Raw genomic sequence first — 15,672 nt, 5'->3', positions numbered from 1 at the left:
TGGATGCGATGAACAGATTAACTTTTTATATGATTTTGTTACATGGTTTGTTTTTAGGAATAGTAACGGCTAGTGCCAAGTCACCGTCTGTTAACAAAGTTGATACTTTGTCAGGCAACCATAGAGTTGTAGAAGCTGTGGTGACAGCTAGGAATGAAGAAAAATCCAATAGTCAGTTAAAAACAGAATTTCCTGTAACTAAAACCTCAGCCTTATCGCCAAATAATATCAATATTTCTGATAAAGAGAGGCTACCATCAGGGCAAGTTTGGGTAGTTAACCAAAGTAAAGCCGCACAGCCTCAACCGTTTATGTGGGTAGTCAAAGACCTGAAAAAATCAGCACAGCAGCCATTTTTACAAGTTGCCAAACCTCCAGAAAAACCAAATACAAAGCCTAGTCCTAGTGCTAAACCAGCAGCTAAGGATGATTTGGAACCATTTAACGAAGTAATCAAAGACACCCAAAAGTCAGGGGGATTGTTCACCCTTTATCGCAACAAAGAAAAGAATAAGATTTATCTAGAAATTAAGCCAGAACAACTTAATAAAAATTACCTAGCTACGGCAACCCTAGAATCGGGCATTGGCGAACGGGGTATTTACAGTGGTATGCCTCTGCAAGATTTTTTGTTTTATTTCCAACGGGTAGATGATAAATTAAACTTTGTGATCCGCAATGTGAATTTTCGCACTCGTGAGGGAGATCCGCAAGTGCGATCGCTAGCGCGGTCTTTTAGTGACTCTGTTTTATATAGCATTTCCATTAAAAGCATTCATCCAGAACGCAAAACTTTTCTGATTGACTTGGGAGATTTGTTACTCACAGACTTAGCTGGATTATCTGTAAATTTAGGAGTACCGGGAAGTACAGATCAGTCTTATTTTGGTACTGCTAAAGCTTTTCCCCAAAACTTAGAAATCGAATCAGTTTTAAATTTCTCTGGTGGCGTTGACCGCGACAGTGAAGTGGCAAGCTTTGCTTCGCTAGCTGACAACCGTGGCTTTACCCTGCGCGTCCACTACAGTCTCTCCCAACTACCCGATCAAGATTATCGACCACGCACTGCTGACGATCGCATCGGCTATTTCATCACCGCCTATCAAGATTTATCCAAAGACGATCGCGGCGATTCTTTTGTCCGCTACATCAATCGCTGGCATTTAGAAAAACAAGACCCGAAAGCAATAATTTCTCACCCCAAAAAACCGATTGTCTTCTGGATTGATAACGCTGTACCCTTAGAGTACCGCGATGCGATGAAAGAAGGCGTTCTGATGTGGAACAAAGCCTTCCTCAAAGCCGGATTTAAGGATGCAATTGAAGTCCGCCAAATGCCAGATGATGCCACATGGGATCCAGCAGATATTCGTTACAACACAATTCGCTGGATTAACACAGTAGATGGATACTTTGCAATGGGGCCATCCCGCGTTAACCCATTAACAGGGGAAATTTTGGATGCAGACATTCTCGTAGATGCCAGCTTTGTAAGGGTACTCAAAAGTGAGTATCGCAAAATCGTTCAGCCCAGCCAAACAGAAAATCGCACCACTTTATCAGCTTTGATGCAAAATCGTCTACTTTGCGCTAATGGTTTAGATGCGAAAAACAGTGGTGTGCCCCAGCAAATGCAAGGGAAACAGGGTTTGTTGAGTCGTTTATCAAAAATGGCAGGCGAGTACGATTTATGCTACGGGATGGAAGCTGCTAACCAGTTTGCCGTTGGTTCACTAGCGATGTCACTGCTGCCAGAGACTATGGCCACTCCAGACCAGATGAAAGAATATATCAATCAATATTTACGTTTAATCATCGCTCACGAAGTTGGGCATACTCTTGGTTTACGTCATAATTTCCGTGGTAGTACACTGTTACCACCGCAGGAGATGAATAATACAGAAATTACCAAAGCTAAAGGTCTGACAACTTCCGTAATGGATTATATTCCCCCAAATATTGCTCCTCAAGGTACAAAACAGGGAGATTATTTTCCTAGCATGGTAGGGCCTTATGATGAATGGGCGATTAAGTACGGCTACACACAAATTCCGACATCAACTCCCCTAGCAGAAAAGCCAATTTTAGAGGAAATTGCTGCACAATCCTATAAGCCAGAGTTGAGTTATTCTACAGATGAAGACGTGTATGACCTTGACCCAACTGCTGATGCTTGGGATAACAGCGGCAATGTGCTGCTTTATTCTCAGTGGCAATTGAATAATTCGCGGGTGATGTGGGAACGTCTCGATCAACGTTTCCCAATGGATGGTGATAGTTACAGCGATGTGAGCGAACGTTTTAGCACGGTATTGGGTAACTATTTCCAGCAAATATATTACACCACAAAATACATCGGGGGACAGTCTTTCTATCGCATTCACCCTAACGAGATCCCCTCCCAGAAAGTCTCTGGAGTCCGGCAACATCGATTACCATTTGAAGCAGTACCAGTTGAAGAACAACGGCAGGCTTTAGAGACGCTGCAAAAGTATGTGTTTGCAGAAGATGCCCTGAAGTTTTCACCAGAACTACTGAATAAGTTAGCACCTTCCCGTTGGCGGCATTGGGGTAGTTATCCGCAAGTTGGTCGTTTGGATTTTCCAATTCATGACTTGGTGCTACTCATGCAGAGTTCTGTGTTGCGAGATTTACTCTCAGGCGATCGCCTCTCTCGCCTCAAAGATATCGAACTCAAAACTAGTGAGGGAAAAGCACTGACTCTACCGGAACTATTTGACACTTTACAATCAGGTGTTTGGACAGAAGTAATCAAACCAAAAGATAAACCGATGAAAATCGCCAGTCTACGGCGAGGTTTGCAGAGGGAATACCTGGACATTTTGACTGGTATGGTATTGCGAAAAGAATATGTTCCTGAAGATGCTCGGACTTTAGCTTGGTATAAACTCAAACAGCTAGATGATAAACTCAAAGGAGTTAATTCCGAGGATGAATACACCAAAGCCCACTTACTAGAAACGCGCGATCGCATTGAGAAAGTCTTAAACGCCCCGTTACAAGGGAATTAAAAAAATTAGGGGTTAGGAGTTTATAAATTCCTAACTCCTATTCCCGTTCATTTTGGCAAAATATATTTAGAATGCTATGCAGGCTGAAAAAACAGTTTATGTCAGCTAGAGATAAATTTCACAATGTTGTGAAATCGGCATTACAAAAGGATGGGTGGCGAATTACTCATGACCCTTTGTTAATTCGCATAGAAAATATTACTGATATGTATATTGACTTGGGGGCAGAGAGAATTATTGCGGCAGAAAGAGAAGGAGAAATAATAGCGGTTGAAGTTAAAAGTTTCATCGGCACTTCAACTATTTCTGAGTTTCATACTGCGGTGGGACAGTTTATAAATTATCGATATGCTTTAGAAGAGATAGATTCTGAGCGAGTTTTGTATTTAGCAGTGCCCTTAAACACTTATAACGATTTTTTAAATAAACCATTTATTAAAACTGTTATCCAGCGCAGTCAAATCAATTTGATAGTTTATGATGTAGAAACGGAGGAAATTACCCGATGGCAGATTTAGATAAATATCGAAAGTGTATTCAGCAATTACTTACAGAATATGCTCAACGTGCCTCCGCGAATAATGAAATTGAAGCTCAAACAATTTTTGACGTAGAACAAGACCATTATCAACTGATATATATTGGTTGGCAAAATAGACGTAGGGTTTTTGGCCCTGTGATGCATTTTGATATCAAAAACGGCAAAATTTGGATTCAGTGGAATGGTACAGAAGAGGATGTCGGTGAGCAACTTACGGCGATGGGAGTACCAAAAAACGATATTGTAGTTGGATTTCACCCACCCTACATCCGGCAGTATACAGATTATGCTGTGGGATAAAGGCTTGTTGTTTAAGTGCTATTAAATTTACAATTGAGGTAGCGAAGATAAAAGCAGGAAAAAGCTAATGACATTACAAAACTTGCAAAAACAGGCGCTACAATTATCAACTAGTGATCGCTGGCAATTAGTCCAAACCTTGCTCGAATCTTTACAGCACGAAACTCGCGGATTACAAAATAAAGGGAACTTGTCCCGATTGCGAGGGATTGCAAAAAGTTCAGGATGCGTCAGGTAATGAAGATATTAGAACAGAATATATTACCTATCTTACTGAGAAGTACCAGTAATGCGAGTTTTAATAGATACTAATGTCGTTCTTGATTTTTTGCAAGAGCGGGAACTTTTTGTAGAGGAGGCAGCAAGGCTGTTTCAGAGGATTGATGCTGGTGAGGTTCAAGGCTTTATTGCAGCAACAACAATCACTAATATATATTATATTGTTCGCAGAACCGCAGGCGTGAAGGTGGCTCAAGACGCAATCATTCAAGTTTTAATAGACTTACACATTTGTCCCGTTGAGCGTACTATCTTAGAACAGGCGATCGCATTAAATTTCCAAGATTTTGAGGATGCGGTGCAGTATGCCTGTGGAATGGCACATGGGGTAGATGCAATTATAACTCGTGATGTGTCTGGTTTTGTAGATGCTGCGATTCCAGTGATGTCGCCTAAAGAATTAGATAGAATATTAGCTAGTGAATAAATCTCCAGAAATACCACTTAATTTATTGCTATCCATTCATAACTTTAGAATTAAAAACAGTTAGTACTTGCTTAGATTTACAAAGTCTTTGTCTGTCTGGTATAGGGCAAAGGAGGCAGCAGATAATAAAATTTATCTCTGCTACCTCTGCATTATCTTAACTACTCAACGCTTTTAGAAACCGTTGCAAACTCTTAAACACATTGGGCTTTTTCGCAGATGTCGCGTCTGTTGTTGTTTGCGGTTGCCCTTTTAAAAGGATGAGATCCAACTCATCACCTGATGGTTTGGTGGGTAATTCAGCAATCCTTTGATATTCGCCGTTGGTTTCCAGCCAAACTTCCCACTGTCCGGGGTAGCAGCGATATAAGGCACTTTCATCATCTATAGGGCGGAGGTAATAGGCGGATTCAATGGTACTGATGAAGCGATCGCGGACTTTTCTCGCTGTATAACCAATGCCCACAGTTCCAGCATCTTCTAAGCGGGGATTTAAGAAGACTAAAGGGCGATCGCTTATTATTTCACATAACTTTTCCAACTGCGGTACTTCTATGGAAGTAGGTGCGATGAACAAGAAAATTTCATCCTCTGGCTGAATTTTTGCCTGCAAGGAAGCAGCCCTTCCCGTTCCAATATCCAAAATTTGAAATGGTGCATCAACCCAATTGCGGCGGGCTAAAGCCGCAGCACCCGCGTCAGCAAAGAAAATCTTCAAACGAGAATCATATTCTGTAAACAGTGGTAGAAATTGTTCCGCCACCGGCATAAACTTGAGTTCTGGGAACAAGAACTCAACTTGTATCCGAGTAAGGCCGTCTTTAAGGGCAGCTTGCACGGCTGTTTGAGATTGGGCGATCGCATCTTCAAGACTATTTGGAAGTTGACTCATAATCTGCATGGCGCTGTAGTGTCTACTCCTATTGTTTCAGTATTGGCTCTTAATTAGAACTTATGCAAAGGAGATTGCCCAAAAAGCAGAGCCATTCCATTCAGTCGGGTAAGGATTCTGTCAACAGCATGAGTAAGAAAGTGTAGGCGATCGTCGCAACTAATTACAAAATATTTTATACCAGTATAATGTCTCAGATTTTTATAACTTTAGTTATATTTCTATTGGTTATCAATAGTGTTTAATTTGAGTATTTGCCTAATCAAATATGAATCATAAATCATCCAATATCTCCAGTAAACTCAGTCGCCAGTAGGATGAAACTTAGCACAACATTTTTTAAAGTTATAAATAAACCCTATATACAAATTAGGAGCAGCGTATGCCTATTCACAAGCTTGAACATTTTGACCCAAATTATCAAGAAACTTTTGGTGGAGACGACGTTAAAGCGCTGGATGTTTGCACTGAGGGAGGAGATAAAGTTGGTTCAGTAGCCGATATTTTAGTTGATGACGATGGTCATTTCCGGTATTTAATTATTGATGTAAGGTTAGATTCTGTTGGCAAAAAAATATTACTACCAATTGGTCTTTCGCGGATCGATTATGCACAAAGACGCGTCTATGTTGATGGTTTAAGCGGACAGCAAATAGAAAATTTACCAGATCACACAGAAGACGCGATCGTTGATAGTGATTACGAAGAAAATGTACGTAGCGTATTTCGTTCTCCAACCAGTGCTGTAGCTTATGACCGCGATACATATAATTACCAGACAGAACCAGCTTTATACGGGTTAAACGATCAATCTCATCAAACTTTTAAACTCTATGAAGAACGATTAATTGCCAACAAAAACCGCATCAAAACCGGAGAAGTAACAGTTGGTAAGCACATTGAAACAGATACTGCACACGTTTCAGTACCTATTCAAAAAGAACGAGTTCTGATTGAGCGAGTTGTGCCAACAGAAGCAGGCAGAGTTATAGATGCCAATGAACTTAAGTTTCAAGAAGGAGAAGTAGCACGCATAGAAGTGTATGAAGAAACGCCTGAGATACACAAAGAAGCCTTTGTGCGTGAAGAAGTCCGGATCAAGAAAGTAGTAGAACGTGAGACTGTAGAAACACAAGAAACTATCCGTCGAGAAGAATTAGATGTTGATACTACGGGTAATTTAAATGTGCAATAAAATGGTATCGGTGAACATCGAGCTATTTAATTAGCTAGCTCTTGAAGAAGAATTCAGAAGTCAGAATTCAGGAGTCAGAATAAATCAGTGGGGGATTCAGACCCACCACTGATAGCGACGCGGAAAGCGAGTCAGACGCTCCTGCGTCGTTAACGCTGTGCTATCGAGCGTCTTTAAGACCAACAAATTTTCAATTTGGTGGGGGTTTTAAACCCGTTTACTCATCCACCACTCGTACAGAATTCATACCTGTTTTCTGACTCCTGACTCCTGAATTCTGTTTAGATAAATTTGTTTAGTAGATTTATCTGGAATAATTATACAGGCAAAGTTAAATTTTATCTCTGCCTGTGTTTTTTTACCTGTAAAATAATGTAATAGCTAATGCAAAAATTTGCGGTAATAATCGATAAGCTATCTGGCAATTGTATGCACAAAGGCTAAACATATCTATATGTCTATATGAAAAAAGCGAAATACTTGGGAGCATCCCAAATATGTAAAAATATAAGCTGTCATTACGCTTACAATGACAATACTATTATCTTGATAAATTTGCAGAATTGGGATGCTCCTAAATCCTTATAATTTTGCGTCTTTAGTCAATCATGTTGCTAAATATTGATAAAAGTATCTATAACTTTTGATATTTAACTCTGTAAATAATTCATTCGGCAGAAGGAGGTACAAAAATCAATAAATGTCTAGTTTAGTTATTAAGAGATGAAAAAAAATATTTGAGGTTACAACATAATGGTTCTTTACAAACTACAAGATTTCGAGCCTAACTATCAGGAAAGTTTTGATGGTCATGACATCAAAGGTCTTGGTGTCTATACCCAAGGAACTGATGAGAAAATTGGTAGTGTCAGCGATGTTTTAGTGGATGAAGAAGGCCATTTTCGCTATTTAGTCGTTGACTTAGGCTTCTGGATTTTCGGAAAGAAAGTATTATTACCACTTGGTCGTGCTCGTATCGACTATAGTACTGATCGTGTCTACACAGTTGGCTTGACTAGAGAACAAGCTGAAGATTTACCTGAGTTCAGTGAACGCGAAGCTCTTGATTACGACTATGAAGAACGGGTGCGTGGGGTATATCGTCAACCCACAGGGAACACCCTTCCTCTAGAAGCATCAACACCTGTAGAAGCAACAATCCCTGTAGATACAAATTATCAAGGAGCGACAGCTACACCAACTTACAATCGTGATACCTACAATTACGAACATGAGCCTTCTTTATACGGTTTAAATGAGCAAGATCATCAAACTCTGAGATTGTATGAAGAACGGTTGATTGCTAGTAAACGACGCCAAAAAACTGGAGAAGTAGCAATTGGCAAGCATGTTGAGACTGAAACAGCACGGGTTGCAGTACCGGTAGAAAGAGAACGAGTTGTAATTGAGCGTGTAACTCCAGCAGATGCAGGTACTACCGTTTCTGGGCGCGAAGCAGATTTCCGTGAAGGCGAAGTTGCTCGCATCGAAATCCACGAAGAAACTGCTGATGTTCGCAAAGAAGCATTTTTGCGTGAAGAAGTTAGAGTTAGAAAAGTAGTCGATCAAGAAACAGTCGAAACTCAAGAAACCGTGCGTCGTGAAGAGTTAGATGTGAATTCTGGTAATCTTCCGATTGAAGAACGCTAACTAAATATAGTCATTAGTTATTAGCTAATGACTAATAAGTAATTTGATACAGTGCAGGTAAGGTTGTTGAATAAGCTTTACCTGTGCTTCCAATAGCTGATACCACTTTAGAGCGACGATTGCGAATATTCTTCTCGATATGGGTTGTGTAAATATGTTGTTCGCAAAGATTTTCTAAATGGGATTTAGATGATTAATACATTTAATTTAGCTAAGTAGAAAACAGTTCGTAAACTTTGCAGATAAATAGCCAACCTATGGCACAAAATATTGTACAGACAAACGGTAACTCTAGCACTACCTCCTCCCTGGCAGATTTAAGACAGAAGGTGAACAATTTTTCTGTATTCGATCAGCAAGGTGAGCTAGTAGGAGTAGTTCATGATTTAATTGTCGATGCTAATCGTCGGCTAAATTTAGTTATATCTAACCAGGCAAATCAACAAACTGGAGAATATAGGGAACCGTTAGCTAATAAACGCCCCTCTTTGTTTCGATTGCAGAGCCAGAGAATAAAAAAAATCGACAAACCGACCAAATCTGTTTTCATAGACTTAAAAAAATCAGAAATCGAGTATATGCCTGAATATTTAGAAGCAGAAACACCAGGCGATAACTACGACGGTCTACGCCTACGCGACTCAACTGAGCAACTAGCCAATAATCAAACTATAAATAGCCCAGTTGAGCCAGTAGACTCAGAACAGGTTAGTGAAGAGCAGATCATTCGTCTGCTAGAAGAACGACTATTTGTTGAAAGCAGTAAGCGTAAAGTTGGTGAAGTAATTGTTCGCAAAGTAATCGAAACCCGGATGGTACAAGTTCCTGTCCATCGGGAAAAGTTGATTGTCGAGCAAATTAGCCCAGAACACAAACAACTTGCAGAAATTGATTTAGAGCAAGGAGAAATTGCTGGTGTTGAGTTGACGGAAGTAGAAAGACTTGAATTTGCAGGATTTGACAGTAGTTTAACTGTAAGGGGCGAATTTAGCTCACCTAAAATTGCTAGTTTATTATTGAATGCGATCGCACAAGAGCGAAATCACGGATGCAAGCAAGTGCGTGTTACTGTTGCTGTTGAAGATGAGTCACAGCAGAAAAAATACCAGGAGTGGTTTGACCGCTGTTCTAAAGGTGAATTGCTAAAACCAGAAAAATAAGTTTCTAGCAGATAAATTAGTAGGGTGGGCATTGCCCACCCTATTTTTTGCTGATTTAAGAAAAAAAAGGTCAAATTTCCCTTCCCTTGCAGGTAAATTCAATTAGGGATTCAGATCCCAAGCAAATTTTAAAATAATTTCTTTCCCAATCCCCATATCTCTAGCTAAAAATCGGGAATGCTGGGTGCGACTCGGTGAATGTCTCTAAAGCAACTTAATTTACAATACTAAGCAGTTGCCGTTCTTTTGGCTACTTGCGATGAAATTTAGACTGAAGAGACTTTCACGGAAGCAACGACAGCATCTGATCCCACCGATTCAGATTCAAGTTCGAGATGGAAAATTTGAAATTATTGGTATGGGTGCATGGCATTCTTACTGGCCGCGATCCTTATCATCTGCTGCTAACGATTCCCTGGCCTGGTTTTCTAATCCTAATTTGTACTTTCTATGTAACTATTAATGCTCTATTTGCAATAGCTTACTTAATAGGAGGAGATTGTATTGTCAATGCCCGACCTGTTCTTTTTTAGATGTGTTTTTCTTTAGCGTGCAAACCCTAGCATCTATCGGCTATGGGGCAATGTATCCTAAAACAACTTACGCCAATATTGTTGTCACCATTGAAGCAATGAATCGGTTTGGTGGGAATTGCTGTGATGACAGGACTAGCATTTGCTCGGTTCTCTCGGCCTACTGCCCGTGTGCTATTTAGCCGTGTAGCAGTAATTACACCTCATAATGCGATGCCGACTCTCATATTTCGCACCGCTAACCAGCGTCGCAATATGATTCTGGAGGCGCAGATGCGAGTTTACTTAATGCGCGACGATATAACCTTAGAAGGGCAGTTCATACGTCGGTTATACGATCTCAAACTGCTGAGGAACCAAACACCTAGCTTCACCTTAAGCTGGTCTGTGATGCATATCATTGATGAGTTTAGTCCTCTATATGGGATGACAGCAGAATCGCTAACACAAACAAACACTATGCTGATCATCTCTTTAAGTGGCATTGATGAAACGGTTACACAGGTCGTCCATGCCCGTCATAGTTATGCTGCTAATGAGATTTTGTGGAACAATCAATTTGTCGATATCTTCCACCACACACCCGATGGACATCGCTACATTGATTACAACCGCTTCCACGATGTTTTACCTTAGATGAAAATAGTTCAAGTGACTGAAACTTACTCGGAAGTCTGATTGACTTGTGGTTGTAATGGTTTAACCACAACCCGACCATTTTCAACAACAGTACAACTTTTAACCATGCTCTTGCTGTCGTTAACTGGCACATCCTGGCACTGGTTTTGGTGGGAGATATTCTGCTCCTGTTGTTGATTGAGGATGACAACACAAGAGGGGCAGGAGGTAAAAGACATATAAAATATTTTGATCTCTATATCTATTATCACTCTGCTGTTGCTATTTGGCTGACTGTTGGAGAGGAATGTTAGCTCCGAGACTGGGTACTGGGGAAGAGTATTTTTTCCAATTTAGTTGGGGTTTAAATCCCATCAAAATTGTCCCAGTCCCCAATTCAATCCTAATTATTCTGTATATGCGAAACTATCGATTTGACACTCCCCGCGATAAATCGACGGGGATTCTTGAATCAATGAGATCACTTAACTTGGAGTCCTTGCGTCATCCAAACCAGAGGTGAGACTCTCCTCAAGCGTTACTTTGGGTATGCCCTACCCTAGTTGCAAAAAGTGCAAGTCCTGTTTAGTTTGAAACAAATAGTTCCAAAATTCTGACTCGTCTAGCTCCTATAAATCTTTTACCTACTGCTAAGAGGAAACTAGAACAATGCAGTAGAACCGCATAGATTTAATTGTCAAGGTTCAGTGTGCCTCTCGGCGACAAGGTTTTTAAACAGGTTGATTACCTTTCCTGTTATGCTTATTGTAGCACATAGAGGCTACAAATGAATAGACCAAAAGTATACAATCTTAGGTTTTCAGATGAAGAGTGGGCAAAACTTAAATCTTATGCAGAATCTAAGCAGGTTACTCCGGCTGAAATTTTGCGTGATTATATTAAGCGATTGCCAAATATAAAGCCGTCGTAGAACACGGGGCTTTATACCCAATTCTTTGGTAAACAGGAAAGCGGTCATAGATCCCGCCTCGCTTTCCTCTCTGTTGAAACTTGTTTGGCAGGATTAGACAGTGGGTTTTTCTTATGAAAAAGTTTTTGAGATATCTGGGTTTAGGTGTGATATCTACGTTTTTGACTGCTACTCCCGGATTAGGAGCTGAACGCATTAGCTTTTTTTACCCTCCCTTTGGCGAATTCTCTCTATCTGTGAACTCGCTAGAAACTTTTGCGAAAGAAGGCAAAATCGATGATGAACTTTCCTTTTATGCTAGCCGTGCTACTCCCCAGCAACTCGCTCAACTACGGGAGCTACTTCAGCAACGCTTCAATATCAGCCCTACGCTGGTATCTCAAGTTACCTACTCACCGATAGGTGAACAGGTGGTGCAACGCCTCGGAGAATTACTCCTCACTGAGGCTCGAAATAACGGCTTTTATGCCATACGTGCCTCTTTGATTTTGGCTGCTGCGGATCAACAGGGTTTAACTGTTGTGAATTTATTGCGGAAATTTCCCAGCGATACTATGCGGGTGAATTTCACAGAAGGGTTAAAGATAGTCGATGACTTGTCACAATTGCTGAAAAAAAAGGATGAAGTTTTTGCCTCTCTTCAAAAAGAAGCGATCGCTCAAGCAGCCACTTCAACCGTTGACTTCTCTCAACAACCAGATTTGCGATCGCCAGGAAAATTCCTCTGGCAGAAAAAAACCTTTGAGCTAAATGACATTTCTCGCTCACGCCGTCTACCGGTAGATGTCTATTTACCTACAACTCAAAACCCAGAACTGACAACTCAGAACTCTCTAACCGCTCCTTTCCCCTTAATTGTAATTTCTCATGGTCTGGCCTCAGACCGCTCTACCTTTGTCTACCTGGCTGAACATTTAGCATCGTATGGTTTTGCTGTTGCTGTACTAGAACACCCTGGTAGTAATGCCGAACGCATTCAACAATATTTTGCAGGTTTGGCCGGGCCGCCAGATGCAACAGAATTTATCAACCGACCTTTGGATATCAAATATCTACTCAATGAACTCCAGCGTCTAGAAAAATCTGATCCCACTCTCCAAGGAAAACTCAATTTTCAGCAAGTTGGGGCGATCGGTCAGTCTTTTGGTGGTACACTGTTTTGGCTCTAGCAGGGGCCAATATTAACTTTAATCAACTGAGGGAAGATTGTAATCCCAATAATTCATCCTTTAATTTGTCGGCTGTTTTTGCAATGTCAAGCAACTGAGTTAACCCCAAAGAATTACGAACTCAAAGACGATCGCATCAAGGTCATCGTGGCGATTAATCCGATTAATAGCTCAATTTTGGGCGAAGGCGGAGTCAGTCAAATTAAAATTCCGGTAATGCTGGTAGCAGGTAGTCAAGATATTTTCGCCCCACCCGTATCTGAGCAAATTCGCCCCTTTACCTGGCTTTCTGATCCCAATAAGTACCTAGCTTTGATTGAAAATGCCACCCACTTTTCAGCGATCGCTGAACCGATTTCTCAAAATGATGTCTTACCTGTGCCACCTGCTTTGCTAGGCCCTGATCGTGCCCCTGTTTATTCTTATCTCAACGCCCTCAGCGTGGCTTTTTTAGAAACCCATCTCCTTAACCGCCCTGAATACCGCTCGTATTTGCAGCCTTCTTACGCCACCTTCATCAGTAAAGAGCCGCTTAGTCTTAGTCTTTTACAGTCCTTGTCGATAGATCAGTTCAATCAAATTTGGAGTGCGCCAACTCCCCAAGCAAGCAAACCATCAAATCCTCAACCTACTCCTACCCCTTATCAACCTTTGAGGCAATGAAACAGCCCTGTTGCTTTTGCAGGGGGATTGGAGGGATCAAAAGCCCTCACCCTAAATCCCTCTCCCAAAGGAGAGGGACGTTGAAATGAACTTTAAAATTGACTCCCCTTCTCCCAAGTATGGGAGAAGGGGTTGGGGATGAGGGCTAGTTTTACATTCGTAAATTCTGAGTACTTCTCAATGGCGTGGAATACAACAAAAAGCCTACAAATCTGTTAGCAGCCTTGCTTTTCTCAGAATAAATGTCATTACGGTTTCTTTTTTGGAAATGATATCAGCTGTAACCTCCATTCCTGGTTGAATGGGATAGGGTTTATCACCCTTTTTTAAATAAAGTTTCTCTGCCTCAATCGTCACCTCATAGTAAGGTGCAATTGGATTGCCGTTACTTTGAGATGTAATAGCATCAGCGGTTATGGCTCTAACAGCTCCTTTGAGGATGCCATAATCTGGGTACGGATAGGCAGAAAGCCGCATTTGTACTTCCCCCTCTGAACATTTTGTTACTTGTACGACTTTACACACTTGCACTTTGCTAATATCAGAAGCGGCAACACGGGCTTTGATAACCAGAGGTGCTTTACTAGGAGCAATTTGAGCGATCGCATCCCCAATCCGCACAACTTGCCCAGGATTTCTTAATTCTAGTTTCAGAATAGTACCTGCCTCTGAAGCCTGAATTACTGATTTTTGTAGTTCTGTTGAGAGTTGTTTTAGCTCTTCTTGAGCGCTGCTGATTTGATTTTGAATTTCTACTTGACGCCCAATAAGCTCTTGTCTTTCTTTGTTCAATGCCGCAAGCATAGACTGACCCTTTGCCCGTTCTTGGGCAATGCGTTCTTGGGCGATCTCCACATTGGCGTTAGTGGGATTGAGTCCAGTTTTGATCCCTTCTAATCTGGCAAGTGCTGCTTTAAACGCTTGTTCTTTTTCCTTAATCTGTAAAGCTGCGATCGCTCCAGTATTTGCTAGCTGCTGATATCGCTTTAGTTCCTCTCTCGATAACTCCACAGAGGCTTCTACTTCTTCCACTTCTGCCTGAGTCGTAATTTGCTTGTCTTTGTAATCCCGTTGATTACGACTCAGATCAGCTTGTGCAGAGATAACCGCCCGCCGCATCGAGTTGGACTCAGCTGTGATTTGATCCTGTAGCGCTCTTAGTTGTGCATCGATTTGGGTTCTTTGTAAATGATTCTGCCGGATATTTCCGGCAATTTGGCTTTTTTTACTTTGTAATTGGGTGTCATAGAGGAGTGAAATTTCATCTCCCCTTTTTACAACTTGATTTTCTTTCACCCTAATGCTTCTAACCGTCCCCTCTGCTGCTGCTTGCACTAACCGTATTTCTCCGGTTGGACGGACAGTACCATCTGTTTTCACTACTATATTGTATTGAATGAAACTTGCAAGGCCGAAGGCAGCGCCAACAGTTCCAATTAAAAATACTCCTCCGAGCCTTGTCCAGATGCTGATTGGCGGAAGATATTCATCGTTTTCAACTGGGCGGAGAAAGTCTGGTTGGGGGTCAATGAGCATGAACGTTAAAAAACATTTTGGGTTGTGCAAAAAAATCTCGCTAGCTTTAGCCCAATAACCAAGGTTTAGCCTGGATGTATTGGTATGTAAGTACAAAATCCATGCACACCCTACTCTAAACAATAATTAGCGTAGCGAATTTTTTTACATATACCAAATCTTTATAATATTTTTTCTAATATTTTACCATTTCTTCATCTATGAGCAAAAATTATATATTATTGAGTAGCCTTTGTTCTTCAGATCAATCAATCTTTTAGCCCGTTGGAATACATCTATATAAAGCGTTCTTATAAAAAAGTCAAATTGCTAATGTATAAAATACACGAATAAGCAAGCAAATTTCAGTGATCGTGCTTATTAGAAAAAGGTCAAATCCAACCGTTTTATTTCTAGAAATTTATTTAGGAAAAAGTTGTATCAAAAACTATTTTCTATTTATCTGTTGTACTGTATTTCAATGTATTTTGCCGATTACTATCCGTGTTAATACGTGCTAAATTTTTAATGAATCAAACCCTCTTACCTCCTGCCTACTGCCTTATCCCAACGATAAATATTTACGTCAACCTACTTATTTATGTTTAAAGATTAGCAATATCTGTAATTTCTTGATAAACAAGAAGTTTTTCCAAGTCAATTAGTATAATTCATACCTACGTGTTACTTTTGTCCGTAATTGTAATACATATTTCTTAATAATTTAGTTGCTTGATAAATTTAACAACATCCCGAATAATGATTTC

The 15,672-nt window shown here is 40.6% G+C and carries 11 protein-coding genes and 2 pseudogenes; 10 read left to right on the top strand and 3 right to left on the bottom strand.

Going from position 1 to position 15,672, the window contains the following annotated elements; genetic code table 11:
* Positions 1–8: 8 nt before the first annotated feature.
* The 5 genes from ANSO36C_RS18290 (at position 9) to ANSO36C_RS18270 (ending at position 4,579) form a co-directional block, all read left to right on the top strand.
* Complete coding sequence (locus tag ANSO36C_RS18290) at positions 9–3,032, top strand: zinc-dependent metalloprotease (protein WP_251955696.1); 3,024 nt, start codon at positions 9–11, stop codon at positions 3,030–3,032.
* 98 nt (positions 3,033–3,130) lie between these two features.
* Positions 3,131–3,550, top strand: coding sequence for a XisH family protein (locus ANSO36C_RS18285; RefSeq protein WP_251955695.1), 420 nt, complete (start codon positions 3,131–3,133; stop codon positions 3,548–3,550).
* The gene (locus tag ANSO36C_RS18280; RefSeq protein WP_251955694.1) at positions 3,538–3,873 is read left to right on the top strand and encodes a XisI protein; all 336 of its coding nucleotides are present in this window, start codon (positions 3,538–3,540) and stop codon (positions 3,871–3,873) included. Before ANSO36C_RS18285 ends, ANSO36C_RS18280 begins: the two co-directional genes overlap by 13 nt.
* Before the next feature lie 67 nt (positions 3,874–3,940).
* Positions 3,941–4,111, top strand: coding sequence for a hypothetical protein (locus ANSO36C_RS18275; protein WP_251955693.1), 171 nt, complete (start codon positions 3,941–3,943; stop codon positions 4,109–4,111).
* A 51-nt stretch (positions 4,112–4,162) separates the two neighbouring features.
* On the top strand, positions 4,163–4,579 hold the full coding sequence (locus ANSO36C_RS18270) for a type II toxin-antitoxin system VapC family toxin (RefSeq protein ID WP_251955692.1): 417 nt from the start codon (positions 4,163–4,165) through the stop codon (positions 4,577–4,579).
* Positions 4,580–4,736: 157 nt separating this feature from the next.
* On the opposite strand, the gene ANSO36C_RS18265 is transcribed toward ANSO36C_RS18270, so the two are convergent.
* Entirely contained in the window at positions 4,737–5,471 is a 735-nt protein-coding gene (locus ANSO36C_RS18265; protein ID WP_251955691.1) for a DUF1995 family protein, read from the bottom strand.
* A 382-nt stretch (positions 5,472–5,853) separates the two neighbouring features.
* On the opposite strand from ANSO36C_RS18265, the gene ANSO36C_RS18260 reads away from it, so the two are divergent.
* From ANSO36C_RS18260 to ANSO36C_RS18245, 4 genes and pseudogenes are all read left to right on the top strand, one after another.
* On the top strand, positions 5,854–6,666 hold the full coding sequence (locus ANSO36C_RS18260) for a DUF2382 domain-containing protein (RefSeq protein WP_251955690.1): 813 nt from the start codon (positions 5,854–5,856) through the stop codon (positions 6,664–6,666).
* Positions 6,667–7,419: 753 nt separating this feature from the next.
* On the top strand, positions 7,420–8,316 hold the full coding sequence (locus ANSO36C_RS18255; RefSeq protein WP_251955689.1) for a DUF2382 domain-containing protein: 897 nt from the start codon (positions 7,420–7,422) through the stop codon (positions 8,314–8,316).
* Between the two features lie 257 nt (positions 8,317–8,573).
* Positions 8,574–9,476 carry a DUF2382 domain-containing protein gene (locus ANSO36C_RS18250; RefSeq protein ID WP_251955688.1) on the top strand — a complete coding sequence of 301 codons (903 nt, stop codon included), beginning with the start codon at positions 8,574–8,576 and terminating at the stop codon, positions 9,474–9,476.
* Positions 9,477–9,735: 259 nt separating this feature from the next.
* Positions 9,736–10,645, top strand: a pseudogene (locus tag ANSO36C_RS18245) (ion channel).
* A 26-nt stretch (positions 10,646–10,671) separates the two neighbouring features.
* Here ANSO36C_RS18245 and ANSO36C_RS18240 read toward each other — a convergent pair.
* A complete protein-coding gene (locus ANSO36C_RS18240) occupies positions 10,672–10,866 on the bottom strand; it encodes a hypothetical protein (RefSeq protein ID WP_251955687.1) in 195 nt (64 codons plus the stop codon).
* A gap of 805 nt (positions 10,867–11,671) precedes the next feature.
* On the opposite strand from ANSO36C_RS18240, the pseudogene ANSO36C_RS18235 reads away from it, so the two are divergent.
* Positions 11,672–13,390 (top strand): annotated as a pseudogene (locus tag ANSO36C_RS18235) (alpha/beta hydrolase).
* Between the two features lie 204 nt (positions 13,391–13,594).
* On the opposite strand, the gene ANSO36C_RS18230 reads toward ANSO36C_RS18235, so the two are convergent.
* On the bottom strand, positions 13,595–14,926 hold the full coding sequence (locus ANSO36C_RS18230) for an HlyD family efflux transporter periplasmic adaptor subunit (protein WP_251955686.1): 1,332 nt from the start codon (positions 14,924–14,926) through the stop codon (positions 13,595–13,597).
* Between the last annotated feature and the right edge of the window lie 746 nt (positions 14,927–15,672).

It is taken from the genome of Nostoc cf. commune SO-36, from assembly GCF_023734775.1.
GTDB classification, from domain to species: Bacteria; Cyanobacteriota; Cyanobacteriia; order Cyanobacteriales; family Nostocaceae; genus Nostoc; species Nostoc commune_A.
Note: the sequence above shows the minus strand (reverse complement) of the source record. Positions and strands in the feature narration are given on the sequence as shown.